This window comes from Pseudomonas sp. MSSRFD41 (genome assembly GCF_014230245.1).
Taxonomy (GTDB): domain Bacteria; phylum Pseudomonadota; class Gammaproteobacteria; order Pseudomonadales; family Pseudomonadaceae; genus Aquipseudomonas; species Aquipseudomonas piscis.
Window position 1 is genome coordinate 68,699 of record NZ_JACKZK010000011.1, and the last position, 24,491, is coordinate 93,189.

The 24,491-nt window shown below is 64.2% G+C and carries 24 protein-coding genes and 1 riboswitch; of the genes, 17 read left to right on the plus strand and 7 right to left on the minus strand.

Going from position 1 to position 24,491, the window contains the following annotated elements:
* Together H7A76_RS17875 and H7A76_RS17880 are read right to left on the minus strand one after the other, a co-directional pair.
* A complete protein-coding gene (locus H7A76_RS17875; protein WP_185699718.1) occupies positions 1-1,320 on the minus strand; it encodes a PQQ-dependent sugar dehydrogenase in 1,320 nt (439 codons plus the stop codon).
* Positions 1,321-1,388: 68 nt separating this feature from the next.
* Entirely contained in the window at positions 1,389-1,970 is a 582-nt protein-coding gene (locus H7A76_RS17880) for a hypothetical protein (RefSeq protein ID WP_185699719.1), read from the minus strand.
* 165 nt (positions 1,971-2,135) lie between these two features.
* Positions 2,136-2,372, plus strand: a riboswitch (cobalamin riboswitch).
* An 81-nt stretch (positions 2,373-2,453) separates the two neighbouring features.
* Between H7A76_RS17880 and cobO the strand changes: the two genes are divergently transcribed.
* The 14 genes from cobO (at position 2,454) to H7A76_RS17945 (ending at position 13,758) form a co-directional block, all read left to right on the plus strand.
* Positions 2,454-3,065, plus strand: a complete 612-nt coding sequence (gene cobO / locus H7A76_RS17885; RefSeq protein ID WP_185699720.1) for a cob(I)yrinic acid a,c-diamide adenosyltransferase — start codon at positions 2,454-2,456, stop codon at positions 3,063-3,065.
* Positions 3,066-3,075: 10 nt separating this feature from the next.
* Entirely contained in the window at positions 3,076-4,404 is a 1,329-nt protein-coding gene (locus H7A76_RS17890; protein ID WP_185699721.1) for a cobyrinate a,c-diamide synthase, read from the plus strand.
* Positions 4,397-5,047, plus strand: coding sequence for a 5,6-dimethylbenzimidazole synthase (bluB, locus tag H7A76_RS17895; RefSeq protein ID WP_312026262.1), 651 nt, complete (start codon positions 4,397-4,399; stop codon positions 5,045-5,047). The genes H7A76_RS17890 and bluB overlap by 8 nt, the downstream gene beginning before the upstream one ends.
* Entirely contained in the window at positions 5,044-5,952 is a 909-nt protein-coding gene (gene cbiB, locus H7A76_RS17900; RefSeq protein ID WP_053133350.1) for an adenosylcobinamide-phosphate synthase CbiB, read from the plus strand. The genes bluB and cbiB overlap by 4 nt, the downstream gene beginning before the upstream one ends.
* Positions 5,945-6,937 carry a threonine-phosphate decarboxylase CobD gene (cobD, locus tag H7A76_RS17905; protein WP_152898717.1) on the plus strand — a complete coding sequence of 331 codons (993 nt, stop codon included), beginning with the start codon at positions 5,945-5,947 and terminating at the stop codon, positions 6,935-6,937. Before cbiB ends, cobD begins: the two co-directional genes overlap by 8 nt.
* On the plus strand, positions 6,934-8,385 hold the full coding sequence (locus H7A76_RS17910) for a cobyric acid synthase (protein ID WP_152898719.1): 1,452 nt from the start codon (positions 6,934-6,936) through the stop codon (positions 8,383-8,385). The genes cobD and H7A76_RS17910 overlap by 4 nt, the downstream gene beginning before the upstream one ends.
* 42 nt (positions 8,386-8,427) lie before the next feature.
* Entirely contained in the window at positions 8,428-8,949 is a 522-nt protein-coding gene (cobU, locus tag H7A76_RS17915; RefSeq protein ID WP_185699723.1) for a bifunctional adenosylcobinamide kinase/adenosylcobinamide-phosphate guanylyltransferase, read from the plus strand.
* The gene (gene cobT, locus H7A76_RS17920; protein WP_185699724.1) at positions 8,946-10,001 is read left to right on the plus strand and encodes a nicotinate-nucleotide--dimethylbenzimidazole phosphoribosyltransferase; all 1,056 of its coding nucleotides are present in this window, start codon (positions 8,946-8,948) and stop codon (positions 9,999-10,001) included. The genes cobU and cobT overlap by 4 nt, the downstream gene beginning before the upstream one ends.
* Complete coding sequence (cobC, locus tag H7A76_RS17925; protein ID WP_185699725.1) at positions 9,998-10,570, plus strand: alpha-ribazole phosphatase family protein; 573 nt, start codon at positions 9,998-10,000, stop codon at positions 10,568-10,570. Before cobT ends, cobC begins: the two co-directional genes overlap by 4 nt.
* A 1-nt stretch (position 10,571) precedes the next feature.
* Positions 10,572-11,303: an adenosylcobinamide-GDP ribazoletransferase gene (locus H7A76_RS17930; protein ID WP_185699726.1), complete on the plus strand. Its 732-nt coding sequence runs from the start codon at positions 10,572-10,574 to the stop codon at positions 11,301-11,303.
* A gap of 69 nt (positions 11,304-11,372) precedes the next feature.
* Entirely contained in the window at positions 11,373-11,777 is a 405-nt protein-coding gene (locus H7A76_RS17935) for a MarR family winged helix-turn-helix transcriptional regulator (protein ID WP_185699727.1), read from the plus strand.
* Positions 11,778-11,829: 52 nt separating this feature from the next.
* On the plus strand, positions 11,830-13,032 hold the full coding sequence (locus H7A76_RS17940) for an MFS transporter (RefSeq protein WP_409519193.1): 1,203 nt from the start codon (positions 11,830-11,832) through the stop codon (positions 13,030-13,032).
* Positions 13,029-13,151 (plus strand): hypothetical protein, encoded by a 123-nt coding sequence (locus H7A76_RS32380; protein WP_260498004.1) that lies wholly within the window; start codon positions 13,029-13,031, stop codon positions 13,149-13,151. The genes H7A76_RS17940 and H7A76_RS32380 overlap by 4 nt, the downstream gene beginning before the upstream one ends.
* A gap of 55 nt (positions 13,152-13,206) precedes the next feature.
* Positions 13,207-13,758 carry a glutathione peroxidase gene (locus H7A76_RS17945; protein WP_185699728.1) on the plus strand — a complete coding sequence of 184 codons (552 nt, stop codon included), beginning with the start codon at positions 13,207-13,209 and terminating at the stop codon, positions 13,756-13,758.
* Positions 13,759-13,856: 98 nt separating this feature from the next.
* Here H7A76_RS17945 and H7A76_RS17950 read toward each other — a convergent pair whose 3' ends face one another.
* From H7A76_RS17950 to H7A76_RS17960, 3 genes are all read right to left on the minus strand, one after another.
* A complete protein-coding gene (locus H7A76_RS17950) occupies positions 13,857-15,155 on the minus strand; it encodes an OmpP1/FadL family transporter (protein WP_185699729.1) in 1,299 nt (432 codons plus the stop codon).
* Positions 15,156-15,299: 144 nt separating this feature from the next.
* Positions 15,300-15,782, minus strand: coding sequence for a hypothetical protein (locus H7A76_RS17955; protein ID WP_185699730.1), 483 nt, complete (start codon positions 15,780-15,782; stop codon positions 15,300-15,302).
* 270 nt (positions 15,783-16,052) lie between these two features.
* Positions 16,053-16,277 carry a hypothetical protein gene (locus tag H7A76_RS17960; protein WP_022640209.1) on the minus strand — a complete coding sequence of 75 codons (225 nt, stop codon included), beginning with the start codon at positions 16,275-16,277 and terminating at the stop codon, positions 16,053-16,055.
* Positions 16,278-17,143: 866 nt separating this feature from the next.
* Between H7A76_RS17960 and H7A76_RS17965 the strand changes: the two genes are divergently transcribed.
* Both H7A76_RS17965 and rmuC read left to right on the plus strand, forming a co-directional pair.
* Entirely contained in the window at positions 17,144-17,467 is a 324-nt protein-coding gene (locus H7A76_RS17965) for a sel1 repeat family protein (protein ID WP_185699731.1), read from the plus strand.
* Between the two features lie 177 nt (positions 17,468-17,644).
* Complete coding sequence (gene rmuC, locus H7A76_RS17970; protein ID WP_185699830.1) at positions 17,645-19,012, plus strand: DNA recombination protein RmuC; 1,368 nt, start codon at positions 17,645-17,647, stop codon at positions 19,010-19,012.
* A 15-nt stretch (positions 19,013-19,027) separates the two neighbouring features.
* On the opposite strand, the gene H7A76_RS17975 is transcribed toward rmuC, so the two are convergent.
* The gene (locus H7A76_RS17975) at positions 19,028-22,501 is read right to left on the minus strand and encodes a PAS domain-containing hybrid sensor histidine kinase/response regulator (protein ID WP_185699732.1); all 3,474 of its coding nucleotides are present in this window, start codon (positions 22,499-22,501) and stop codon (positions 19,028-19,030) included.
* Positions 22,502-22,618: 117 nt separating this feature from the next.
* Positions 22,619-23,191 carry a TetR/AcrR family transcriptional regulator gene (locus tag H7A76_RS17980; protein WP_185699733.1) on the minus strand — a complete coding sequence of 191 codons (573 nt, stop codon included), beginning with the start codon at positions 23,189-23,191 and terminating at the stop codon, positions 22,619-22,621.
* A 93-nt stretch (positions 23,192-23,284) separates the two neighbouring features.
* Here H7A76_RS17980 and H7A76_RS17985 point away from each other — a divergent pair, with 93 nt between their 5' ends.
* Complete coding sequence (locus H7A76_RS17985) at positions 23,285-24,487, plus strand: MFS transporter (RefSeq protein WP_185699734.1); 1,203 nt, start codon at positions 23,285-23,287, stop codon at positions 24,485-24,487.
* Positions 24,488-24,491 lie beyond the last annotated feature (4 nt).

Genomic DNA, 24,491 nt, shown 5'->3' on the forward strand with positions numbered 1-24,491 from the left:
TCAGGGCTTCTTGGCAGCGCTCACGCGCCAGATCTTGTTGCCGACGTCATCGGCGACCAGCAGGGCCCCTTGCTGGTCGATCACCACTCCCACCGGACGCCCCATGGCGTTCTTGTCAGCATCTAGAAAGCCGCTGAGCAGGTCGATCGGCTGTCCTTGGGGCTTGCCGCCGCTGAAGGGTACGAAGAGCACCTTGTAGCCACTGTGGGGCTTGCGGTTCCAGGAACCGTGCTGGCCGATGAAGGCGCCTTCGGTGAAGGGCGCGGGCAGCTTGCTGCCAGTGGCGAACGCCAGGCCCAGCGAGGCCGTGTGCGGCCCCACGGCGTAGTCCGGGGCGATTGCCTTGGCCACCAGTGCCGGATCCTGGGGTTTGACCCGCACGTCCACATGCTGGCCGTAGTAGCTGAAGGGCCAGCCGTAGAAGGCGCCATCCTTGACCGATGTGATGTAGTCGGGCACCAGGTCGCTGCCGATCTCGTCCCGTTCGTTCACTGCTGTCCAGAGGGCTCCGCTGACTGGCTCCCAGGCCAGGCCATTGGGGTTGCGCAGGCCGGTGGCGAACAAGCGATGCTGGCCGCTGGCACGGTCCACTTCCCAGATCGCCGCCCGGCCTTCTTCCTTGTCCAGGCCGTTTTCGCCGACATTGCTGTTCGAGCCGACGGTGACATACAGCTTGCTGCCATCCTTGCTGGCGATGACATTCTTGGTCCAGTGGTGATTCAGCGTGCCGCCGGGCAGGTCCACGACCTTGGTGGCGCCGGCGCTGATCCTGGTGTCACCGTTCTGGTAGGGGAAGCGCAGCAGCTTGTCGGTATCGGCTACATACAGGTCGTTGCCCACCAGGGTCATGCCGAAGGGCGAGTTGAGGTTCTCCAGGAAGACGCTGCGAGTCTCCGCCACGCCGTCGTGGTCGGCATCGCGCAGCAGGGTGATGCGGTTGGCGCTGGGAACCGTGGCCCCGGCGCGCCCCATCACCTTGCCGGCTACCCAGCCGCGGATGCCCCGGCTGTCGTCCGGTTTGGGCGGGGCGTTGGTTTCCGCCACCAGCACGTCCCCGTTAGGCAGGACATAGAGCCAGCGAGGATGATCGAGATGCTCGGCGAAGGCGCTGACCTGGGTCCCGTTGGCGGCCAGCGGTTTCGCTCCCTCGGGCCAGCCGATGGCCGGTGCGATATTCAGGGTGGGGATCAGGGTGGGGTTGGGCTCCGGCAACTTGGGGTTGGGGCCGGTACCGTCTGCGACCTGCAGGCTGGAGGTTTCGCCGCAGGCGGCGAGACCGGCGGCGATGGCGATGAGCAAGGTATGGCGAGGCTTGAGCATGCTGATGTCCCTATGAATGCGCGAATGTTCAATCATAGAGAAGCATGGGGCCCTGGGGTTCCTTCCGTTCAGCGAGCCTCCTTGAACAAGGCCGCCACCCCAGGGTGGTAGTGGCCGGCTTCGTTGTGCAGCTTGCGATAGGCATAGGGGAAATACCAGGCCACGGCGCAGCAGTGCTCCTTCTGCAGGTCGTCGAGCATGTCTTGCAGTTCTTCGGGAGTCGCGCTGTGCTGGGCCTTTTGAGGTGCGACGAACAGGCAGCCAAGCTTCAGGTCGCTGGCGTAGCTGATGGTCTTCGCTGCATTGGCGATATCCAGCAGTGCCTGGGTCAGGTTCAGGCTGTTGACCCTTGGCCAGCGCTGGGTGGCTTGGATATAGGCGCGTTCTTCCTGGGTGGCCAGGTACAGGTCGGTGTGGGCATTGCGCGCGCCTTCTTCGAGCTGTTTCTTGCTGGGGCTGCGTTCCAGGGTCACCATCTCGGCCATCCAGGCTGCAGCTGAGAGCAGCCCCAGGTTGGCTTGTTCGTCGAACCAATATGGGGTTTCGTTATCGCCGCGAATCGCGTTGTAGCGGTCAATGCAATCGAACCAGCGCTCCAGCATCGGTCGCAGGAATTCCAGCCTTGGATTGCTGATGATCATGCCTTGCATCGAACTCACCCCTTATTGTTGTGATGGACGTCATGTCCTGAAAGTGGCTATTTGATATCACTGCTTTCAGTGTGGCACAAGATTGGCGTCAGTTTGTTGATGCAGTGCAGTTTTCCGTTGGGTGCGGCGGGCCGCTTCATTGACGCTCCATCCCCAACCCTCTAACCTTCGCGACTTGTTTCAGGTGCTCTGTGACTCCTGGGTCGACAGAGTGAAACAGGGAAGCCGGTCAGGGCCCGTTCCAGCGATGGAGCCGGCGACGATTCCGGCGCTGCCCCCGCAACGGTAGGTGAGTCAAGATTGCGCGAGTGCCACTGTGTCGAAGCAGGCATGGGAAGGCGCGCAGTCCGGCAGAGATGCCGCTCACGAGCCCGGAGACCGGCCTGATCCATCCAACGGCATCACGGTGGGCGATGCCAGGCTTGCGCCGTCCGTTTTCCATTCCTGCCCCCCGTTCCCCAAGCCCCAACGGAGAGCTGCTCCATGAGTGAATCCCTCGAGCGTGACGAACGTCATCTGGCGCGCATGCTGCGCAAAAAAGCGGTGATCGACGAGCGTATCGCCAACTCGCCCAATGAATGCGGGCTGTTGCTGGTCCTGACCGGCAACGGCAAAGGCAAGAGCAGTTCGGCCTTCGGCATGCTGGCACGGTCCATGGGCCATGGCATGCGCTGTGGCGTGGTGCAGTTCATCAAGGGCCGCGAAAGCACTGGCGAAGAGCTGTTCTTCCGGCGCTTTCCCGAGCAGGTGCGGTTCCATGTGATGGGCGAGGGCTTCACTTGGGAGACCCAGGACCGCCAGCGCGACATCGCCGCCGCCGAGGCCGCCTGGGCGGTTTCCCGGGAGCTGTTGCGCGATCCGCAGATCGGCCTGGTGGTACTCGATGAACTGAACATCGCCCTCAAGCATGGCTACCTGGACCTGGATCAGGTGCTCGGCGACCTGCAGGCCCGCCCGCCGATGCAGCACGTGGTGGTGACCGGGCGCGGGGCCAAGCCGGAAATGCTCGAACTGGCCGACACCGTCACCGAGATGGGCATGGTCAAGCACGCCTTCCAGGCCGGTATCAAGGCGCAGAAGGGCATCGAGCTGTGAGCGTGAACCCATGAATGATGTTCGTCATTGCCCGGCGGTATTGATCGCCGCTCCGGCATCCGGCCAGGGCAAGACCACCGTGACCGCCGCCCTGGCGCGCCTGCACCGTAACCAGGGACGCAAGGTGCGGGTGTTCAAGTGCGGTCCGGATTTTCTCGATCCGATGATTCTCGAGCGGGCCAGCGGCGCCCCGGTATACCAGCTGGACATGTGGATGGTGGGCGAGCAGGAAAGCCGCCGTCTGCTGTGGGAGGCCGCTGGCGAGGCCGACCTGATCCTCATCGAAGGCGTTATGGGGTTGTTCGATGGCACGCCATCGAGCGCCGACCTGGCCCGGCATTTCGGCGTGCCGGTGCTGGGGGTGATCGATGGCACCGCCATGGCCCAGACTTTCGGCGCCCTGGCCCTGGGTCTGGCGCGCTACCAGCCGGACCTGCCGTTCGCCGGCGTGCTGGCCAACCGGGTGGGGACCTTGCGCCATGCGCAACTGCTCGAAGGCAGCCTGACCGAGGGGTTGCGCTGGTATGGAGCCTTGTCCCGGGAAACCTCGATCGAGCTGCCCAGCCGCCATCTGGGCTTGGTCCAGGCCAACGAACTCAATGACCTGGATTTGCGCCTGGATGCCGCTGCCGAGGCCTTGGCCAGCAGTTGCCAGGTGGCGCTGCCGCCAGCGGTGGGGTTTGCCGCGCCGGCTCCGGAGGCCTGCGAGCCGCTGCTGGAGGGCGTGCGGATCGCCGTGGCGCGGGATGAGGCATTCGCCTTCACCTACGGCGCCAGCCTCGACCTGCTGCGGGCTATGGGCGCGCAACTGAGTTTCTTCTCACCGATCCACGATAGTGAGTTGCCGGCGGCCGACAGCCTGTACCTGCCCGGGGGGTACCCCGAGCTGCACCATCAGGCACTCGCCAGCAATAGCGGCATGCTCGCGGCCATCCGCGCCCATCACGCCGCCGGCAAGCCGCTGCTCGCTGAATGCGGCGGGATGCTGTACCTGCTCGATGCCCTGACCGATGTCGAGGGCCAGCGTGCCGAACTCTTGGGGCTGCTGCCCGGCGAGGCGGTGATGCAGAAGCGCCTGGCGGCCTTGGCCTTGCAAGCGGTGGACCTGCCGGAGGGCCGTCTGCGCGGGCACACCTACCATCACTCCCTGACCAGTACCGAACTTGCGCCCATCGCCCGGGGGGCGAGCCCCAATGGGGGGCGGGGTGCCGAGGCGGTGTATCGCGACGGGCGCATGACCGCCTCCTATGTGCACTTCTACTTCCCATCCAATCCTGTGGCGGTGGCAGCGTTGTTCGCGCCCCGGCCAGGGGTCGCCGAGGGCCTGGCGTGTGATTGAGCAGGCGTTTTCCGCGGCCGAGCGCGAGGCGGTCTATCGTGCTATTGCCGAGCGTCGTGACATGCGGCATTTCGCCGGCGGCAGCGTTGCTCCCGAGCTGTTGCAGCGCCTGCTGGAGGCCGCGCACCAGGCCCCTAGCGTTGGCCTGATGCAGCCCTGGCGGTTTATCCGCATCAGTGACCGTGCGCTGCGGGACAACATCCGGCAGTTGGTGGAAGAAGAGCGGGTACGTACCGCCGAGGCGCTGGGGGAGCGTTCCGACGAGTTCATGAAGCTCAAGGTCGAAGGCATCAACGAGTGCGCCGAATTGCTGGTGGCGGCGTTGATGGACGGCCGGGAACGGCATGTCTTCGGTCGCCGGACCCTGCCGGAAATGGACCTCGCCTCCCTGTCCTGCGCCATCCAGAACCTCTGGCTGGCGGCGCGCAGCGAAGGGTTGGGCATGGGTTGGGTATCGCTGTTCGAGCCCCAGGCCCTGGCCAATCTCCTGGGCTTGCCCGAAGGTGCCAAGCCCCTGGCCGTGCTGTGCCTGGGGCCGGTCACCGAGTTCTATGCGGCGCCGATGCTCGCGCTGGAGGGCTGGGCCCAGCCCCGGCCATTGAATGAATTGCTGTATGAAAATTACTGGGGAGTGAGTCAATGAGCGTGGCGTTGCTGAGTGTCGCCGGGGTGGCGCTGGATGCGCTGCTGGGCGAGCCCAAGCGCTGGCATCCACTGGTGGCCTTCGGGCGCTTGGCGGATCGCATCGAGCAACGTTTCAACGCCGGCGGACGAGGTTGGCGCAGTCATGGCGTCACGGCCTGGGTCCTGGCGGTCCTGCCCCTCACCCTGTTGGCCACGGCCTTGTCCTGGTTCCCCTATATCGGCTGGCTGGTGGAAGTCCTGGCGCTGTATTGCGCTTTGGGGCTGCGCAGCCTTGGCGAGCATGTCGAGCCGGTGGCCCAGGCCCTGCGTAGCGATGACCTGGATGAGGCGCGGCGGCGGGTGGGTTTCCTGGTGAGCCGCCAGACCAGCGAGCTGGATGCCCCCGCCGTGGCGCGCGCGGCCACCGAGTCGGTGCTGGAGAACGGCAGCGATGCGGTGTTCGCCGCCTTGTTCTGGTTCGCCGTGGCCGGTGCGCCCGGGGTGGTGCTCTATCGTCTGAGCAACACCCTGGATGCGATGTGGGGTTACCGCAACGAGCGCTTCGAGCGTTTCGGCTGGGCTGCCGCGCGGATCGATGATCTGCTCAACTATATTCCGGCGCGCCTGGTGGCCCTGACCTATGCCTTGCTGGGCAAGACCCGGCTGGCCTTCAAATGCTGGTATCGCCAGGGGCCGACCTGGGACAGCCCCAATGCCGGTCCGGTGATGGCCGCCGGTGCTGGAGCCCTCGGGGTCGAGCTGGGCGGCCCGGCGATCTATCACGGCGAACTGCACCAGCGCCCGCAATTGGGCGAGGGTGAAGCGGCCAGCGCCGGGTCCATCGATGGTGGCTGGCAGCTGGTGCAGCGTGGGGTATGGCTGTGGTTGCTGATTCTTTGCCTGGGGGCGCAATTCTATGCTTGAGCACGGTGGGCGTTTGCGCAGGGCGGCCCAGGAACATGGCATCGCCGAAGAGGACTGGCTGGACCTGTCCAGCGGCCTGGCCCCCTGGCCTTTCGCGTTGCCGCAGATTCCGCTGCGTGCCTGGGCCCGCCTGCCGGAAACCGACGACGGCCTGGAGCAGGCGGCCTGTGCCTATTACGGCGCCAACGAAGTATTGCCGGTGGCCGGTTCCCAGGCGGCGATCCAGCTGCTGCCGCGTTTGCGTCGCACCGGCAAGGTCGGGGTGCTGTCGCCCTGTTATGCCGAGCACGCCGAAGCCTGGCGTCGCAGTGGCTATCGGGTACGCGAAGTGCTGGAGCAGGAAGTCGACTTCTTTCTCGACAGTCTCGATGTGCTGGTGGTGGTCAATCCCAACAATCCCACGGGCCTGAGCCTGAGCCCCGAGCGCCTGCTGGAGTGGCACGCACGCCTGGTCCAGCGCGGTGGCTGGCTGGTGGTGGATGAAGCCTTCATGGACAACACGCCTGAGCTGAGCCTGGCCAGCCATGCCCACCAGGTGGGGTTGATCGTCCTGCGTTCGTTCGGCAAGTTCTTCGGCCTGGCCGGGGTGCGCCTGGGATTCGTCCTGGCCGAGCATCGGCTGTTGCGGCTGTTGGCCGAGCAGGTGGGACCCTGGGCTGTCAGTGGCCCGACCCGGGTCCTGGGGCAGGCTTGCCTGCGGGATGTCGCCGGCCATGCCCGCCAGCGCCAGCGCAGCGAGGCCGCCAGCCAGCAGTTGGTGGCGGTGTTGCAGCGTTACGGCTTCAAGCCCCAGGGCGGTTGCGCGCTGTTCCAATGGCTGATCACCGACGAGGCTGAGCGCCTCTATCACTTCATGGCCCGGCGCGGCATTCTCCTGCGCCTGTTCGCCCACAACAGCAGCCTGCGTTTCGGCCTGCCTGCCGACGAGGCCGAGTGCGCTCGCCTGGAGCAGGCCTTGCTGGCTTATCGCAAGGACTACCCATGACCACGCTGATGGTGCAGGGCACCACATCGGACGCGGGCAAGAGCACCCTGGTGACCGCGCTGTGCCGCTGGCTGTTGCGCCAGGGGATCAGCGTGGTGCCGTTCAAGCCGCAGAACATGGCGCTCAACAGCGCGGTGACCGCCGATGGCGGCGAGATCGGCCGGGCCCAGGCAGTCCAGGCCCAGGCCGCCAACCTCGCGCCCCATACCGACATGAACCCGGTGTTGCTCAAGCCCAACAGCGATACGGGCTCCCAGGTGATCATCCATGGTCGTGCGGTGACCACCATGAATGCCGTGGCCTATCACGACTACAAGGCCATCGCCATGCAAGCGGTGCTGGCTTCCCACCAGCGACTGCGCCAGGCGTACCAGGTGGTGATGGTCGAGGGCGCCGGTTCCCCGGCCGAGATCAACCTGCGGGCCGGCGACATCGCCAACATGGGGTTTGCCGAGGCGGTGGATTGTCCGGTGCTGCTGATCGCCGACATCAATCGTGGCGGAGTGTTCGCCCACCTGGTGGGCACCCTGGAGCTGCTTTCACCCAGCGAGCAGGCGCGGGTCAAGGGCTTCATCATCAACCGCTTTCGCGGCGACATCGCCCTGCTGCAACCGGGCCTGGATTGGCTGGAGCAGCGCACCGGCAAGCCGGTACTCGGGGTGTTGCCCTATGTCATGGACCTGCACCTGGAGGCCGAGGACGGCATCGACCAGCGCCAGGCCGGCAAGGTCGAGCAACTGCTCAAGGTGGTGGTGCCGGTGCTGCCGCGCATCAGCAACCATACGGACTTCGATCCGCTGCGCCTGCATCCCCAGGTAGACCTGCAATTCATCGGGCCCGGGCAGGCGATACCCGCCGCCGACCTGATCATTCTCCCCGGCTCGAAAAGCGTGCGCGGCGATCTCGCCTACCTGCGGGCCAATGGCTGGGAACAGGCCATCGCCCGGCACCTGCGCTACGGCGGCAAGCTCCTGGGCATCTGCGGCGGCCTGCAGATGCTCGGCGAGCAATTGCACGACCCACTGGGCCTGGAAGGTGCCGCGGGCTCCAGCCCGGGCCTGGGCCTGCTGGCTTTCGAAACCGTGCTGGAGGCGCAAAAGCAGCTGCGTAACGTCAGTGGACGCCTGACCCTGGAAGACGCCGCGGTCAGCGGCTACGAGATCCATGCCGGAGTCAGTCGTGGCCCAGCCCTGGAACAGGCGGCAGTGCGCCTGGACGATGGTCGCAGCGACGGCGCCCGCAGTGCCGACGGGCAGATCCTCGCCACCTACCTGCACGGCCTGTTCGAGACGCCAGCGGCCTGCGGCGCGCTGTTGCGCTGGGCCGGCCTGGAGGATGTCCAGCAGGTGGATTACCACGGCCTGCGCGAGCGCGATATTGAACGCCTGGCGGACCTGGTGGAGCGCCACCTGGATACCGCCGCATTGCGCCGGCTCTGTGGCCTGTAGGCACGCAGCCGTGCGCGGTTTTCTTTTCAGAGGTGCCCAAGCATGTTGCAACTGATCCTCGGTGGTGCCCGCTCCGGCAAGAGCCGCCTGGCCGAGAAACTGGCCAGCGACAGTGCGCTGGAAGTGACCTATATCGCCACCAGCCAACCGTTGGACGGCGAGATGAACCAGCGTATCGCCCATCATCGCGAACGCCGTCCGGCGCACTGGGGGCTGGTCGAAGAGCCCCTGGAGCTGGCCCGGGTACTGCGCCAGGCGGCCAGTCCGGGGCGCTGCCTGTTGGTGGACTGCCTGACCCTGTGGTTGACCAACCTGCTGATGCTCGAAGACCAGCAGCGCCTTTGTGCCGAGCGCGAGGCCTTGCTGCAATGCGTGGCCGAGCTGCCGGGAGACATTATCTTTGTCAGCAACGAGACCGGAATGGGTGTCGTGCCGCTGGGCGAATTGACTCGCCGCTATGTGGATGAAGCCGGTTGGCTGCATCAAGCCCTGGCCGAGCGCTGTCAGCGAGTGGTGCTGACGGTGGCTGGCCTGCCCCTGACTTTGAAAGGACCCGCGTTATGAGCAATTCCTGGTGGCAGAACCTGTGCAAGTCCATTGATAGCCAAGTGGTGGAGCAGGCCCTGGCACGGCAGCAGCAGCTGACCAAACCGGCCGGCTCGCTGGGCCAGCTGGAGCCGCTGGCCGTGCGCCTGGCGGGCTTGCAAGGCCGGCTCAAGCCCGCCATCGAGCAGCTGTGGATCACCCTCTTCGCCGGTGATCACGGGGTGGTGGCCGAAGGTGTGTCGGCCTATCCGCAGGAAGTGACCGGCCAGATGCTGCTGAACTTCGTCAATGGTGGCGCCGCGATCAGCGTGCTGGCCCGCCAGTTGGCGGCGCAGCTGGAAGTGGTGGACCTGGGCACCGTGACGCCGAACCTGGAGCTGCCTGGAGTGCGCCACCTGAACCTGGGGCTGGGCACGGCGAACTTCCTCCAGGGCCCGGCCATGACCCGGGCCCAGCTCGAGCAGGCGCTGCAGGCCGGTCGTGATAGTGCGCTACGTGCCCGGGGGCAGGGCGCCCAGTTGTTCATCGGCGGGGAAATGGGGATCGGCAATACCACGGCCGCCAGCGCCATCGCCTGCGCCTTGCTGGACATTCCGGTAACGCAGCTGGCCGGGCCAGGTACCGGGCTGAACGCCGCGGGCGTCAGCCACAAGGCCCAGGTCATCGAACGAGCCCTTGCCTTGCACCAGGGGGCGCGCGGTGATGCCTGGCAAGCGCTGCAAGACCTTGGCGGTTTCGAGATCGCGGCCTTGGCCGGCGCCTACCTGGCCTGTGCCCAGGAGGGCATCGCGGTGCTGGTGGACGGCTTCATTTGCAGCGTCGCGGCACTAGTGGCGGTGCGTTTGAATCCAGGCTGCCGCCCCTGGTTGCTGTTCGCCCACCAGGGAGCCGAACCTGGGCACCGGCATGTGCTGCAAGTGCTCGAGGCCGATCCGCTGCTGGACCTGGGGCTGCGCCTGGGAGAAGGCAGTGGTGCGGCGCTGGCGGTGCCCTTGCTGCGCCTGGCCTGCGACCTGCACGGGCAGATGGCGACTTTCGCCGAAGCGGCCGTGGCGGATCGTCCGGCATGACGTTGCGCCTGGACCTTCTGCGCCACGGTGAGACCGAATCCGGTGGCGGCCTGCGGGGCAGCCTGGACGACGCCTTGACCGAGCGGGGCTGGCAGCAGATGCATGCCGGGGTCGAGGGGCGCGGCCCCTGGGACCTGGTGGTCAGCTCGCCGTTGCAGCGTTGCGCAAGTTTTGCCGAGCAACTGACGGCGCGCCTGCAGCTGCCGCTGCTGCTGGAACCGGGTCTCAAGGAACTGCACTTCGGTGACTGGGAAGGGCGGAGCACGGCAGCCCTGATGCAAACCGACGCCGAGGGCCTGGGGCGTTTCTGGTCCGACCCCTATGGTTTCACCCCGCCTGGAGGCGAGCCGGTAGAGCGCTTTTCACAACGGGTGCTGGCAGCGATCGACCGCCTGTACCAGGCCCATGCCGGGCGGCGGGTGCTGCTGATCAGCCATGGCGGTGTGATGCGCTTGTTGTTGGCCAGGGCCCGCGAGCTGCCCCGTGAGCAGTTGCTGAATGTCGAAGTGGGCCATGGTGCCTGGTTCGGCCTGACAGTGGCTGCGGGACGGATGAGCGAGGAGGGCTGAGATGCTGCCGTTCTGGATTGCCTTGCAGTTCCTCAGCAGCTTGCCGATCCGCCTGCCGGGCATGCCGCAGCCCGAGCAACTGGGGCGCTCGTTGTTGTTCTATCCGCTGGTGGGGTTGTTGTTCGGTGTCTTGCTGTGGGCACTGAATGCCTTGCTCAGTGGCGCTGCGCCGCTGCTGCATGCAGCCTTGTTGCTGGCTGCCTGGGTCTTGCTCAGCGGCGGACTGCACCTGGATGGCCTGGCCGATAGCGCCGACGCCTGGCTGGGCGGCTTCGGTGATCGCGAGCGCACCCTGAGCATCATGAAGGATCCGCGCAGCGGACCGATTGCCGTGGTTACCCTGGTGCTGGTCCTGCTGCTCAAGTTCGCGGCGCTGGTGGCCCTGATCGAGCAGCAACAAGCTGTGGCTCTGCTACTGGCGCCGTTGATCGGACGCGCGGCCTTGCTTGGCCTGTTCCTCAGTACGCCCTATGTGCGTGCCGGCGGTCTGGGCCAGGCCCTGGCCGATCATTTGCCGCGCCTGGCGGGCAGGCAAGTGCTGGCCCTGAGTACCCTGGGTTGCCTGTTGCTGGGGGGATACCACGGCTTGTTGGCGCTGTTGCTGGCCCTGGTGGTGTTCTGCTGGTTGCGCCAACTGATGCTGCGGCGCTTGGGCGGTACCACCGGTGATACCGCCGGCGCCTTGCTGGAGTTGCTGGAGACGGCGGTGCTGCTGGCCCTGGCTCTAGCCTGAGGCAGATGCCAAGCAGCATTTTTATTGAAAACAGTTGTCCTGGAATTTTCGCGGGTATATACACGCATCATGCTTCCCTCCCAATGTTTGTGCACCAACCTGCGTCGCGCCGCGCGTGGCGTCAGCAGGTTCTACGACGGCGCCCTCGATGGCTTCGGGATCAACGTCGCCCAGTATTCCTTGCTGAACAACCTGCTGCGCCTCGAGCAGCCGAGTATCTCCAGCCTGGCCGAGGCCATGGGCCTGGATCGCAGCACCCTGGGGCGCAATGTGCGGGTATTGGAGGCCTCGGGCCTGGTGCGCCTGGTCGAGGGCGACGATCAGCGCAATCGCCTGGTGCAGCTGACCGAGGCGGGGCATGAGCGCCTGGCTGCGGCCTTGCCGGCGTGGGAGGCCGCCCAGCAGCGACTGATCGATCGCCTGGGGATGGAGAAACGTGAAACCCTGTTGGCCTTGCTGAACGAACTGGCCTGAGGCCGGTTCGTTCGAACATAAGCGGGTATATACCCGTAGACGGAGAATAAAAATGTCATCGATGTGGCGTACCAGCAGTTGGGTACTTCTTGGCAGCGCGTTGATCCTGGCCTTGTCGCTGGGAATCAGGCATGGCTTCGGCCTGTTCCTGCCGCCCATGAGTGCGCAGTTCGGTTGGGGGCGCGAGGTCTTCGCCTTCGCCATTGCCTTGCAGAACCTGATCTGGGGCCTGGCTCAGCCATTCACCGGGGCCCTGGCTGATCGCTTCGGTGCGGCGAAGGTGGTACTTATCGGCGGCGTGCTGTACGCCGTGGGCCTGGTTTGCATGGGAATGGCGGACTCGCCCTTGTCGCTGTCCCTGAGTGCCGGGCTGCTGATCGGTATCGGCCTGTCCGGTACTTCGTTCTCGGTGATCCTGGGTGTGGTTGGCCGTGCACTGCCGCCGGAGAAGCGCAGCATGGGCATGGGCCTGGCCAGCGCTGCCGGCTCCTTCGGCCAGTTCGCCATGCTGCCGGGCACCCTGGGCCTGATCGGCTGGTTGGGCTGGTCGGCGGCGCTGCTGGTGCTGGGTGTGCTGGTGGCGCTGATCGTGCCGCTAGTGAGCATGCTCAAGGACAAGCCGCTGCCCGTCCATGGGCATGAACAGAGCCTGATGGAAGCATTGCGCGAGGCCTGTTCCCACTCCGGGTTCTGGCTGCTGGCCTTCGGCTTCTTCGTCTGTGGTTTCCAGGTCGTGTTCATCGGTGTGCATTTGCCGGCCTACCTGGTGGACCAGCACCTGCCGGCCACCGTGGGCACCACGGTGCTGGCGCTGATCGGCCTGTTCAATATCTTCGGGACCTACACCGCTGGCTGGTTGGGCGGGCGAATCTCCAAGCCGCGTTTGCTCACAGGCCTGTACCTGCTGCGGGCGGTGGTGATCGTGCTGTTTTTGTGGGTGCCGGTGACCCAGGCCAGCGCCTACCTGTTCGGCATGGCCATGGGGTTTCTCTGGCTGTCCACGGTGCCTCTGACCAACGGTACGGTGGCGACCCTGTTCGGGGTGCGGAACCTGTCGATGCTTGGTGGGATCGTGTTCTTGTTTCATCAACTGGGCTCGTTCCTTGGTGGTTGGCTGGGCGGCGTGGTGTATGACCGGACCGGCAGCTACGATCTGATATGGCAGATAGCGATCCTCCTCAGCGTGCTGGCCGCTGCGCTCAATTGGCCGGTGCGCGAGCGTGCGGTGGCGCGCCTGCAGGCCAGCGCCGCATGAAGGCGCGTATTGGTTGGTGGATTGGCCTGGGCTTGGTCGCCTTGTCACTGCTGCTGGCCTGGTGGGGCTGGCAGCACAGTGGAATGGCGCTGATGCAATTGGGCCTGGGCGCTTGCTAGGCGCCGGCAGGGGCGAGTAACGTCGGGATCTGACGACTTTTCAAGGACACCTGACATGGTCATGCGCTGGTTTGCCATTCCCGTTTTGCTCGCGACCTTCGCCGGCTCCACCTGGGCCGCCGATTGTCCGGCGTTGTTGCAGGGCTCGTTGCCCAAGCTGCGCGCCAAGGAATCCATCGATCTGTGCCAGCGGTTCGCTGGCAAGCCGCTGGTGGTGGTCAACACGGCGAGCTTTTGCGGGTTCGCCCCGCAGTTCAAGGGGCTCGAGGCCTTGTACCAGCGCTACAAGGACCAGGGATTGGAGGTGGTGGGAGTGCCGTCCAACGACTTCAAGCAGGAGTCAAGGGACGGTGCCGAAACCGCCAAGGTCTGCTATGTCAACTATGGTGTGACCTTCACCATGACCGAGCCGCAAAAGGTCAAGGGCGCGGATGCGGTGCACCTGTTCAAGGTGCTGGCGCAGCAGAGCGGCGCGCCGAAGTGGAACTTCTACAAGTACGTGGTGGATCGCCAGGGCAAGGTGATCGCCAACTTTTCCAGCCTGACCAAGCCGGATGATCCGGAGCTGCTCGAAGCGGTGGAGAAGGCGCTGGCGTCGGGGGCTTGACTACCCGTTCGGCAAAGTAGAAAAGCCCCGGATCCATGAGGATGCCGGGGCTTTTGTTTTGGCATTCGATAGGCCAGGCACACGCCTGAGGTCGAATGTTAGAAGCGGTAGGTCGCGCCGAGACCGAAACCGTTCGCGCTGTTTTCATACTCGGCGTTGTAGGTCTGGCCGAGTGCGTTGCGGCGGTTGATGTTTACTTTTTCTTCCTTGAGGTAGGAATAGGCCACATCGATGGTCAGGTCGTCGGTTGGGCTCCAGCCTGCACCCACACTGAAGATGGTCCGGTCGCCAGTAGGGATGCGCGGCGAACGGTCAGTGTTGTTGGTGGGAGCCTGGTCGAAGCTTAGACCGGTGCGCAGGACCCATTGCTTGTTGAGCTGATAGGAGGTGCCCAGTGCGTAGGCCCAGGTGTCATGCCAGTTCTGATCTTCCTTGATGGTGCTCAGGCCGGCAGGGGCGAAGGCGCCGCCGTTGGCGCGGGTGACGCCTTCGTTCTTGACGGTGATGTCCTTCAGGCGGCTCCAGCGAGTCCAGGTGGCGCCCGCATAGACTTTCCAGGCATCGTTCAGGTCCTGAGTAACGGACAGGTCGTAGGACTCGGGAGTAGTGACCTTAAGGGATGCGTCGTAGCGCTCGCTTTTCAGCACTGAGAACGGAGTGCCGGCACCAGCAGTGCCTGCGCCAGCGTAGACGTCGGTATGGCCTTCCAGCTTGTAGTCGACTTTGGAATGGTAGGTCAGACCGACACGGGTAGTGTCGGTGGCTTGCACCAGCACGCCGATGTTGTAGCCCAGGGCTGTATCGTCGCCCTTGATCTTGACGTTACTGGTATTGCGGGAAAATGGCGGCTGCAAGGCAGATTCCAGCACGCCGGAAATGCGGTTGATGGTCGGGCCAAAGCCGATCGAGACCTTGTCGTTGAAGGCATAGCTGACGGTCGGTTGCAGGGTTATGACCTTGACGTCGCTCTTGCTGCCGAAGTTGCGGCCTTGGAAATCGTTTTCATAGTCGGTCACGAGGCCGAACGGCGCGTAGACCCCCAGGCCGAATGCCCAGTGCTCATCGATGGGCCTGACGTAGAAGCCCATTGGCACCGCTGTGAAAGGAACCATGTCACCTTTGTTGGTGCCGGTCTGAGTACCGCTGGTGTGCTTGATGTCGGTGCTTGCGTCGATGGCGGCGACGCCCACGGTGACTTGTTGCTTCTTCAGGCGAGACATACCGGCAGGGTTGCCATAGACAGTGCTGGCATCTTCGGCAGCGGACGAACGACCGGCAAAACCGGTACCCATGCCACTGATGCTTTGTTCGTTGAGTGCGAAGCCGCCGGCGAAGATCTGGCTGGACGCCATCGCGACGGCGAGGCCGATGGTGGATTTGAGCATTACTTTTTTCATTATTAGAACTCCTGATGATCACCGAGGCGAAAACTACCAACATTTCTGTCCTGGCGCTATAGGCGGAAATGGTTGATTTAGGGTGGTTTTGTAGGACAATCCGACCAAAATCAGGCTTTTTCTCTGATTTTGTAAAAGTCCTCGTCAGCAGGCCACCTGGCTCAGCGGTGAAATGCAGGTTTGCCAGGCATAGGTGAAATCTCTTAAGCGTCCTTGTGGTTGAAAGGTCTTCCTCCAGATACGGGCCATGCCGAGTAAATCGTCGGCAGGAGGTAGTGGGGTGCGCTGTTCCTCCACCAGCAACCAGGCGATCGCCGTGGCATAGCGCAGGTTGACGGTCAGTTCCTGATGCGGTCCGCTGAGAAACGCGTGCTGGCTGGCCAATCCGCGAACCAGGCTGGCTCGTTCTGGGTCCAGTGCCAGGTAATGGTCCCAGAGGGCTTGGTGACGTGGTTCAGTGATGCGGTACAGCCCATGGCCGCGGCGATCGTGCAATGCCGAGCCCAGCTCCGACTGGCTGGCGGCGATGCCCAATAACAAGGCTTCAGCGGTTTTGCTATGGCTGCCCAGGTACATCAGCGTTGGGCGTATCACATAGCGGCACAACTCGCTGGCGGCGATACCCATAAAGCCCTCGAGTATTGAAAATGGCCGGCGAAACCTGAAGGCGCTTGGCAGCTAATGGAAGATCAGATTCGCCGGAAGCGGTTCAGGCCGCTTGAGTTGAAGTGTAGTGTCATATCTGTGCTGTAAAGGCCTGTTTTTAAAACATTTCCGCCTCCTTGTTATAAACCTTATATCGTTTGGTGCTTGCTCGCTTGGGGCTGCCGATAAATCACAAGCCATAAAAAAGCCCCGCACAGTGACGGGGCTTCGGGTTTTTCGGCGTTTGCCGGATCAGGCCACCAGGGCCTGGCGCGTGCGTTCGATCACTGCCTGCAACGGCTCGGCGCTGGAGTACTGGTCCGGATACAGGCGTTCGCTGTGACGGGCGATTCCATGTTCATTGACCAAGGTGAAGCTGAAACCGTTTTTGCGGGTTGCCATGATCAGGCAGTTCAGTGGTGCAAAAGCGTTGGTCAGGGTGCGAATGGCATTTTGAGTCTGGATTTGAGTAGACATGATTATTGTTCCTACAAATGACACGGATAAGAACCGTGCAACGTTAAAACGTTCCAGTAACGCTGGCCGCCAAGGGCCGGGCGAAGAACCTGTCTGGAACAAAGCAGCCAGTTTGCAGCGCTTTGATTACAGTTGCGCTAAGGCTGGCAGGTAGGTACTTAGGAGGTCAGGCAGCACAACAAGGGCAGAGGTTCTGGGCCCAGGGTGAAGATCCTGATCAATTTGCAGGTTGGTTCGGTCAGAGTAAGGGGCTCACTCGCGGCCTGGAAAATGTTCCAAGGACGCTGCAGTGGTGAGCATTATCTGGAAACCAGCGAGATGGTCGGTCCTGGATGTTGGCGCATTCTGCTCGTTTTGAGGTGCTGCCGACGGGACGTGTTCGACCGGAATTGACTTTCAGCTTGGTACTAACGGCGCGCATTCTATTGGGTTGAGGAGCGGAGCGCAAGTGTGCTAGGTGAATTCTTATCGAGAGTCGGGAAACTGGCGGTGTACCTCCAGCTTGGGGCGTGTACGAAAAGAGTGCGTTACCTGCGTCAATTTCAACACGGTTGTGCACACTTATCGCGCAACGTGTCACCCGCTTGTCACCTTGGCTTAAGTTAGCCCCTTAGCCTGTCTCGAGAATTTAAGTCAATGAAAAACATCGCTTTTTTTTACTGGTGAAAAAATCGTCAGTTTGACTGGAAGGCCCGTCTCATGGGGCTTTGCGGGGGTTGGGAAGGGGTTGTCCACTGAGTTATCCACAGCTTCTGTGGATTGTCCCAAGCGCTTGCTCTAGGACGGGCGTGCTGGCTCTTTTGAGCTTTACCCAGACAAAAAAAGGAGTAGAGTGGCGCGCCTTCCGATCTGTCCCACAGTGCTTTATGAAGTTTCGCTCAGTATCACCCTCTGTTACCGCAACCTCTGAAAGTGTTACCGAACCCAAGCGCTTCTCTCTGCGGGTTGCCCTGTGGTTGCTGGACAATCCGCGTCTCGGACATAGCTCCAGCGTCAAGCACTTCGCCGGGCGCTTGCTCAAGCAGCCGGCCCGCGAAGGCGTGGTCGCCGCTCAGAGCCGGCTGGGCCAGTTGATGTGTCGCGAATGCGGCAATGCCCGGGACCGCCGTATCGGCCATGACCTGCTGCGCCAGGCCGCTCGCGCCGGCGATCGTGACGCACAACAAGAGCTGGGTCGGATCGAAGACTGAGCTCTGTCCAACCCCTGGCGGCTTGGTTAACCTTCATTTCTTTTCTGGATGTCAGGACTCGCTATGGCTATGGACTTGACCAGCATCTTGCTTGGCCTGGCGGCGGCTGCGGTGCCACTGCTGGCATTGGCCTGGCAACTGCAGCGGCGTGCCAGTTCCAGCCAAACCGAATTGTCTTTGCTGGAGGAACGCCTGGCCACCGCCCAGATGGCCCAGGAAGGGCTGCTGGCGCAACTGGATGCCAGTCGTGATGAAGTCAGCGACCTGAGCCAGGCCAATGCCCTCAAGCAGGCGGATCTGGCGGCCCTGGGACGCGAGGTGGAGTTGTTGCAGATCGAGCGCGACAACGCCCGTGATGCGGCCCATGCCTGGAGCCTGGAGCGCGCTGCCAAGGAAAACGAATTACGCCGGTTGGATGCCCAGGTGGCCTCGCTGGCTGCAGAACTGCGCGAGCAGCAGGACAGCCATCAACAACGTCTCACGGACCTGCAGGGCTCCCGGGACGAGCTGCGAGCCCAGTTCGCCGAGTTGGCGAGCAAGATCTTCGATGAGCGTGAACAGCGCTTCGCCGAAACCAGCCAGCAGCGCCTGGGGCAGTTGCTGAACCCACTGAAGGAGCGTATCCAGGCCTTCGAAAAGCGCGTGGAGGAGAGTTATCAGTCCGAGGCCCGCGAACGGTTTTCCCTGGCCAAGGAGCTGGAGCGCCTGCAACAACTGAACCTGCGCCTGAGCGATGAGGCCACCAACCTGACCCGTGCCCTCAAGGGCCAGAAAACCCAGGGCAACTGGGGCGAACTGATCCTCGAGCGGGTGCTGGAGCATGCCGGCCTGGAAAAGGGCCGCGAATACCAGACCCAGGTCAGCCTCAAGGGGCCGGATGGCGAGCGATTCCAGCCCGATGTGCTGATCATGCTGCCCGGCGACAAGCAGGTGGTGGTGGATTCCAAGGTCAGCCTCACGGCTTATCAGCAGTATGTCGGCTGTGACGACCCTCAGCTTGCCCAGGCCGCTCTGAAGCAGCACGTGCTGTCCCTGCGCAATCATGTCAAGGGCCTGGCCGGCAAGGACTACAAGCGCCTGGAAGGTTTGCACAGCCTGGATTTCGTGCTCTTGTTCGTACCGGTCGAAGGCGCTTTTTCCGCGGCATTGCAGGCCGAGCCCAATCTGTTCCAGGAAGCCTTCGACCGGCATATCGTGATCGTCAGCCCGACCACCTTGCTCGCCACCCTGCGGGTGATCGACAGCCTGTGGAAACAGGAGCGCCAGAGTCAGAACGCGCGGGAAATCGCCGAGCGGGCGGGCTGGCTGTACGACAAGTTCGTGCTGTTCATCCAGGACCTGGATGAGGTCGGCAATCGTTTGCAGCAGCTGGACAAAGCCTACGCGGCGGCACGCAACAAGCTGACCGAGGGCCGCGGCAACCTGATCAGCCGCAGCGAGCAGCTCAAGCTGCTCGGCGCGCGTGCCAGCAAGAGCTTGCCGGCGGATCTGCTGGAGCGGGCCATGACCGATGCCGATGGCCGCGAGCTGGAACTGCCGGACTGAGTCGTCCGGCGCGCCTCAGCCCAGGGGCAGGTGCCGGCTGAGCAGGGCGCGCAAGGCCGCGGGCTTCACCGGCTTGGCCAGGTAGTCCAAGCCTGCCGCATGTACCTGGGCGACCATCTCCGGGCGGCCATCGGCGCTGATCACCACGCCGGGTACCGGTTCGCCCAATTGGGTGCGCAGCCAGGCCATGACCTCGGTTCCGGTTTCGCCATCGTCCAGGTGGTAGTCCACTAGCGCCAGTTGCGGGCGGATGCCTTCCTTGAGCAGCGCAGCGCACTCCTCGCGGTTGCGGGCGGTCCAGACCTGGCAGCCCCAGCGGCGCAGCAGGCTGTTCATGCCGATCAGGATGCTGTCTTCATTATCCAGGCAGAGCACTTGTCCGCCGTTGAGCGACTGCCCGTTGCTCTCCGCGACCTTGCCCGGGGCCACTGTGCCGCTGCGCGCCAGGGGCACGCTGACACTGAATACGCTGCCTTTGCCGGGCCAGGAGCGTACCTGTAGCGGATGCCCCAGCACCCGGCACAGACCGTCGGCGATCGCCAGGCCCAGCCCCAGGCCTTTTTCGGCTCGGGTCTGGTGGCTGTCCAGGCGCTTGAACTCCTCGAAGATCACCTGCTGCTTGTCCAGGGGAATGCCGGGGCCGCGGTCCCAGACTTCCAGGCTCAACGAATCGCCGCGGCGGCGCACACCCAGCAGGACCGGGCCCTTGGCGTAACGGAAGGCATTGGTCAGGAAGTTCTGCAGCACCCGGCGCAGCAGCTTGCTGTCGCTGTCGATGCGCAGGTGGCTGCCGCGCACCCGGAACTGCAGGCCCTGTTCCTGGGCCAGGACCTTGAACTCCGTGCCCAGGGTGTCGAACAGTTCATTGAGGACGAAGGGCTTGCGGTCCGGAGTGATCTTGCCGTTCTCCAGGCGCGAGATGTCCAGCAGGTCGCTGATCAGGTCTTCGGCCGAACGCAGCGAGCTGTCCAGGTGTTGCACCAGTTGCTGGGCCTCGGCGGACAGGCCGTCTTCCTGGTGGGAGAGGGCGGCGGAAAACAATCGCGCGGCGTTCAGTGGCTGCATCAGGTCGTGACTGACCGCGGCCAGGAAGCGGGTCTTGGACTGGTTGGCTGCCTCGGCGGTGCCCTTGGCCTCGATCAGCGCGGCGTTGAGTTGCGACAGTTCATGGGTACGTTCCGCCACCCGTTGTTCCAGGCCCTCGTTGGCTTCGGTCAGGGCCTGCTCGGCCTCGCGAAACGGGGTGATGTCGGTGAAGCTCATGACGAAGCCGCCGCCGGGCATGGGGTTGCCGATCAGCTCGATCACCCGGCCATTGGGGAACAATCGCTCGGAAGTGTGGGCGCGGCCCTGGCGCATCCAGTGCAGACGCCTGGCCACGTGCACTTCCGCTTCACCGGGGCCGCACAGGCCACGCTCGGCATTGTGGCGGATGATGTCGGCGATCGGCCGGCCGACGCTGATCAGCCCCTCGGGATAGTTGAACAGTTCCAGGTAGCGCCGGTTCCAGGCCACCAGCTTGAGGGACTGGTCCACCACGCTGATGCCCTGGCTGATGTTCTCGATCGCGCCTTGCAACAGGGCGCGGTTGAACTGCAAGACCTCGGAGGCTTCGTCGGCGATGCGCACCACGTCTTCGAGCTGCATGTCCCGGCCTTCGATGGCCGCCTTGACCACCGCCCGGGTCGATGAGGCCCCCAGTACGCCCGCCAGCAGGCGTTCGGTATGGGCGATCCATTCACCGTCGGCGTTCTGGTTCGGGTTGAAGCCTTTGCCCTGGCGGTAGGCGAAACGAATGAAGCTCTGGCGGGCGCGTTCCTCGCCGACAAAGCGCGCGGCCAGCTTGAGCAGGTCGTCGATCTGCACCGCCAGCATCGAGCGCGAACTCAGGCGACCGCTGATTTCCTGGCCGATGAAGCGCCCGGCTTGCCAATGCTCCGAAACCCGGGTGCGCGACAGGACCGAGACCCAGGCGAACAGGGTGAAGTTTCCGGTCATGGACAGCACCACGCCCTGGGTCAGCGGCGTGATCGGCAGGTTCAGCGGGTTGCTGTGCAGCCAGGCCAGGCCCGGGAAGCTGTTCAGCGACCAGCCCAGGCTATGGGCCGCCAGCGGCAGTACCAGGGTGTAGAACCAGATGAAGGTGCCGGCGGCCAGGCCGGCGAACACGCCACGGCGGTTGGCCTGTTTCCAGTACAGCGCGCCGACCATGGCCGGTGCCAGCTGGGTCACGGCGGCGAAGGCGATCTGGCCGATGGTGGCCAGGCTCGCGGTGGAACCGAGCAGGCGGTAGCTGACATAGGCCAGCAGCAGGATGACGACGATGCTCACCCGGCGTACCGAGAGCATCCAGTGACGGAACACTTCGAACGGGCGCTCGGCATTGTTGTGCCGCAGCAGCCAGGGCAGCAGCATGTCGTTGGAGACCATGGTCGACAGCGCCACGCTGGCGACGATCACCATGCCGGTGGCCGCCGACGCACCGCCGATGAAGGCCAGCAGGGCCAGGGCCGGATGGGCCTGGGCCAGGGGCAGGCTGATGACGAAGGAGTCCGGCAACACGCTGCTGGGCAAGAGCATCTGCCCGGCCAGGGCAATGGGCACCACGAACAGCGCGGCCAGGGCCAGGTAGGCCGGGAATACCCATTTGGCCAGGCGCAGGTCCTGGGGCTCGATGTTTTCCACCACGGTGACGTGGAACTGCCGGGGCAGGCAGATGATCGCCATCATCGCCACTGCGGTCTGCACCACCATCGACGGCCAGTTGACGGTCTCTTCCCAATACTGCTCCAGGCGCGGGGCCAGCATGGCCTGGCTGAACAGATCGTCGAAACCGTCGTACAGGCCGTAGGTGACGAACACGCCTACCGCGAGGAAGGCGAACAGCTTGACCAGGGATTCGAAGGCGATCGCCAGCACCATGCCCCGGTGGTGCTCGGTGGCGTCCAGGTTGCGAGTGCCGAAGACGATGGTGAACAGGGCCAGGATCAGCGACACGATCAGCGCCGTGTCCTGGGCGCGGGTGCCCATGGTATCGGCGCCGGCGCCGATCAGCAGGTTGACCCCGAGCACGATGCCTTTGAGCTGCAGGGCAATGTAGGGCAGTACCCCCACCAGGCAGATCAGCGCCACCACCACGGCCAGGGACTGGGATTTACCGTAGCGAGCGGCGATGAAGTCGGCGATGGAGGTGATGTTTTCCTGCTTGCTGATCATCACCATCTTCTGCAGCACCCAGGGGGCGAATACCAGCAGCAGGATCGGTCCCAGGTAGATCGGCAGGAAGGCCCAGAGTTGTTCGGTGGCCTGGCCCACGGCGCCGAAGAAGGTCCAGCTGGTGCAGTACACCGCCAGCGACAGGCTGTACACCCAGGCCCGCACGCGCGGCGGAAGGGGCGCACTGCGGCGGTCGCCGTAGAAGGCGATGGCGAACATGATGGCCATATAGGCCAGGGCAACGGCTGCAATCAGCCCGCTGGACAACGACATGGGAACTCCGAAACAGATGCACCGGGCACGTCAGCCCGGCCAGACAGTCTGGCACGATGTCGAGTCGTCGTCAGTGTCGACCAAGGTATCAGCGCGGCCTGATGTCGCAGGGGCGGTTCAGCCAGGCGGGGAGCGGGTTTCGCAAGCCAGGCCCAGGGTGATATCGACCAGCTCGTGGAGCTCCTGGACCTGGAGGGGCGCGGCGGCGAACAGGATGCGGAACACCGTGGGCGCCACGATCAGGTTCAGCAGCCGATCCACGTCCGGCAGCTTGCCTGCGCTGGTTCGATAACGGTCGAGGATGATCTGCAACTGGCCGCCGAGGAGGGTCGCGCAATAACCCGGGGTGGCGCTGCATTGGACGTCGCGCATCATGTTGCGCCCGGGCTCGGAGCTCATTTCATCCAGGTACTGTTCGGCCCAGGCCAGCAGGTCGCCACGCAGGCTGCCGGTGTTTGCCGGCTCGCTGTCCGGGCGCATGTGGGCCAGGGCGACGTCGGCGAGCAAGGTTGCCAGGTCGCCCCAGCGCCGGTAGATGGTCGAGGGGGTGACGCCGGCACGAGTGGCGATCTGCGGGACGGTCAGGGTCGAGCGTTCCTGTTCTTCAAGAAGCTCGCGCACTGCCCGGTGGATGGATTCCTGGACCCGGGCGCTGCGGCCGCCTGGGCGTAGACCTTCTTTGATAACCATGGGGTCGAACCTTAACACAAAGAATTTGCTTTAAGCGCCTGGCAGTAGCACACTCCGCAAAAGCAAAATATTAGCTTTAGTGGAGCGTGCCCTATGCCCGGTGCCATCGACACTCGCGTGTCCAATCGTTGCAGCCTGTTGTTCCTGGCCGTGACCCTGTTGGGTTTCCTGGCCGCGTCCAGCGTGCCGACTCCCTTGTACCACCTGTACCAGCAACGCCTGCATTTTTCTGCGGCGATGCTGACGCTGGTCTTCGGCGTCTATGCCATGAGCCTTTTGGCGGCGTTGCTGACGGTAGGTTCGTTGTCGGACTACCTGGGGCGCCGGCCGGTGATTTTTGCCGGCCTGCTGCTCAATATCCTGGCGATGCTGCTGTTCATCAATGAAAGCAGCGTGTATTGGCTGATCGCCGCACGCATGGTCCAGGGGTTCGCTACCGGCATGGCCACCAGCGCCTTGGGAGCCGCGCTGCTGGATACCGATCGCCGGCAGGGCCCCTTGGTCAACAGCATTGCGCCGTTGCTGGGCATGGCCTGCGGAGCCATGGGCGCCAGCATGCTGGTGGAGTTCGCGCCGCTGCCGCTGCAATTGAGCTATTGGCTGCTCCTGGGCTTGTTCGTGGCGCAGGCCTTGTACCTCTGGCGCCTGCCGGAAAGTGTCAGCGCGCAACCCGGAGCCTGGGCCTCGCTACGCCCGACCCTGCAGGTGCCGGTGCAGGCGCGGCGCGCGCTATGGCTGGCGCTGCCGGTGGATGTGGCGGTCTGGGCGGTGGGTGGCTTCTATTTGTCCCTGGCGCCGTCCCTGGTGCGAGCCGCCACTGGCTCTGCCTCGAACCTGATCGGCGGCGGACTGGTCGCCGTGCTGACGCTCAGCGGTGCGCTGATGATCTACTCCCTGCGCGAGCGGCATCCCGCTGGGGTCCTGCGTCTGGGGGCCGGGTTGCTGGCCCTGGGCATGGCGCTGATCCTGGCGGCGGTGCACAGCGCCAGCCTGCCGCTGTTCTTCTTCGGCACCCTGGTGCTGGGCAGCGGTTTCGGCGGCGGTTTCCTCGGCGCTCTGCGCAGTGTGGTGCCCCTGGCCTTGCCCCACGAGCGAGCCGGGCTGCTGTCGGCGTTCTATGTCCTGAGCTACCTGGCGTTCTGCCTGCCGGCATTGCTGGCTGGAGGGCTGGCGCGCAGCTTCGGCTTGGTCGCCACCACCGATGGTTACGGCGCGGTGCTGATCCTTTTGTCCCTGGGTGCCTTGCTGGTTTTGCTGCGCCAGCGCCCGGTGGTGGCTTGTGGCGAACCAGGGTGATGAG

Coding starts and splice junctions, on each gene's coding strand:
- H7A76_RS17875 (WP_185699718.1), bottom strand. CDS start 1,320: ATGCTCAAGCCTCGCCATACCTTGCTCATCGCCATCGCCGCCGGTCTC.
- H7A76_RS17880 (WP_185699719.1), bottom strand. CDS start 1,970: ATGCAAGGCATGATCATCAGCAATCCAAGGCTGGAATTCCTGCGACCG.
- cobO (WP_185699720.1), top strand. CDS start 2,454: ATGAGTGAATCCCTCGAGCGTGACGAACGTCATCTGGCGCGCATGCTG.
- H7A76_RS17890 (WP_185699721.1), top strand. CDS start 3,076: ATGAATGATGTTCGTCATTGCCCGGCGGTATTGATCGCCGCTCCGGCA.
- cbiB (WP_053133350.1), top strand. CDS start 5,044: ATGAGCGTGGCGTTGCTGAGTGTCGCCGGGGTGGCGCTGGATGCGCTG.
- cobD (WP_152898717.1), top strand. CDS start 5,945: ATGCTTGAGCACGGTGGGCGTTTGCGCAGGGCGGCCCAGGAACATGGC.
- H7A76_RS17910 (WP_152898719.1), top strand. CDS start 6,934: ATGACCACGCTGATGGTGCAGGGCACCACATCGGACGCGGGCAAGAGC.
- cobU (WP_185699723.1), top strand. CDS start 8,428: ATGTTGCAACTGATCCTCGGTGGTGCCCGCTCCGGCAAGAGCCGCCTG.
- cobT (WP_185699724.1), top strand. CDS start 8,946: ATGAGCAATTCCTGGTGGCAGAACCTGTGCAAGTCCATTGATAGCCAA.
- cobC (WP_185699725.1), top strand. CDS start 9,998: ATGACGTTGCGCCTGGACCTTCTGCGCCACGGTGAGACCGAATCCGGT.
- H7A76_RS17930 (WP_185699726.1), top strand. CDS start 10,572: ATGCTGCCGTTCTGGATTGCCTTGCAGTTCCTCAGCAGCTTGCCGATC.
- H7A76_RS17935 (WP_185699727.1), top strand. CDS start 11,373: ATGCTTCCCTCCCAATGTTTGTGCACCAACCTGCGTCGCGCCGCGCGT.
- H7A76_RS17940 (WP_409519193.1), top strand. CDS start 11,830: ATGTCATCGATGTGGCGTACCAGCAGTTGGGTACTTCTTGGCAGCGCG.
- H7A76_RS32380 (WP_260498004.1), top strand. CDS start 13,029: ATGAAGGCGCGTATTGGTTGGTGGATTGGCCTGGGCTTGGTCGCCTTG.
- H7A76_RS17945 (WP_185699728.1), top strand. CDS start 13,207: ATGGTCATGCGCTGGTTTGCCATTCCCGTTTTGCTCGCGACCTTCGCC.
- H7A76_RS17950 (WP_185699729.1), bottom strand. CDS start 15,155: ATGAAAAAAGTAATGCTCAAATCCACCATCGGCCTCGCCGTCGCGATG.
- H7A76_RS17955 (WP_185699730.1), bottom strand. CDS start 15,782: ATGGGTATCGCCGCCAGCGAGTTGTGCCGCTATGTGATACGCCCAACG.
- H7A76_RS17960 (WP_022640209.1), bottom strand. CDS start 16,277: ATGTCTACTCAAATCCAGACTCAAAATGCCATTCGCACCCTGACCAAC.
- H7A76_RS17965 (WP_185699731.1), top strand. CDS start 17,144: ATGAAGTTTCGCTCAGTATCACCCTCTGTTACCGCAACCTCTGAAAGT.
- H7A76_RS17975 (WP_185699732.1), bottom strand. CDS start 22,501: ATGTCGTTGTCCAGCGGGCTGATTGCAGCCGTTGCCCTGGCCTATATG.
- H7A76_RS17980 (WP_185699733.1), bottom strand. CDS start 23,191: ATGGTTATCAAAGAAGGTCTACGCCCAGGCGGCCGCAGCGCCCGGGTC.
- H7A76_RS17985 (WP_185699734.1), top strand. CDS start 23,285: ATGCCCGGTGCCATCGACACTCGCGTGTCCAATCGTTGCAGCCTGTTG.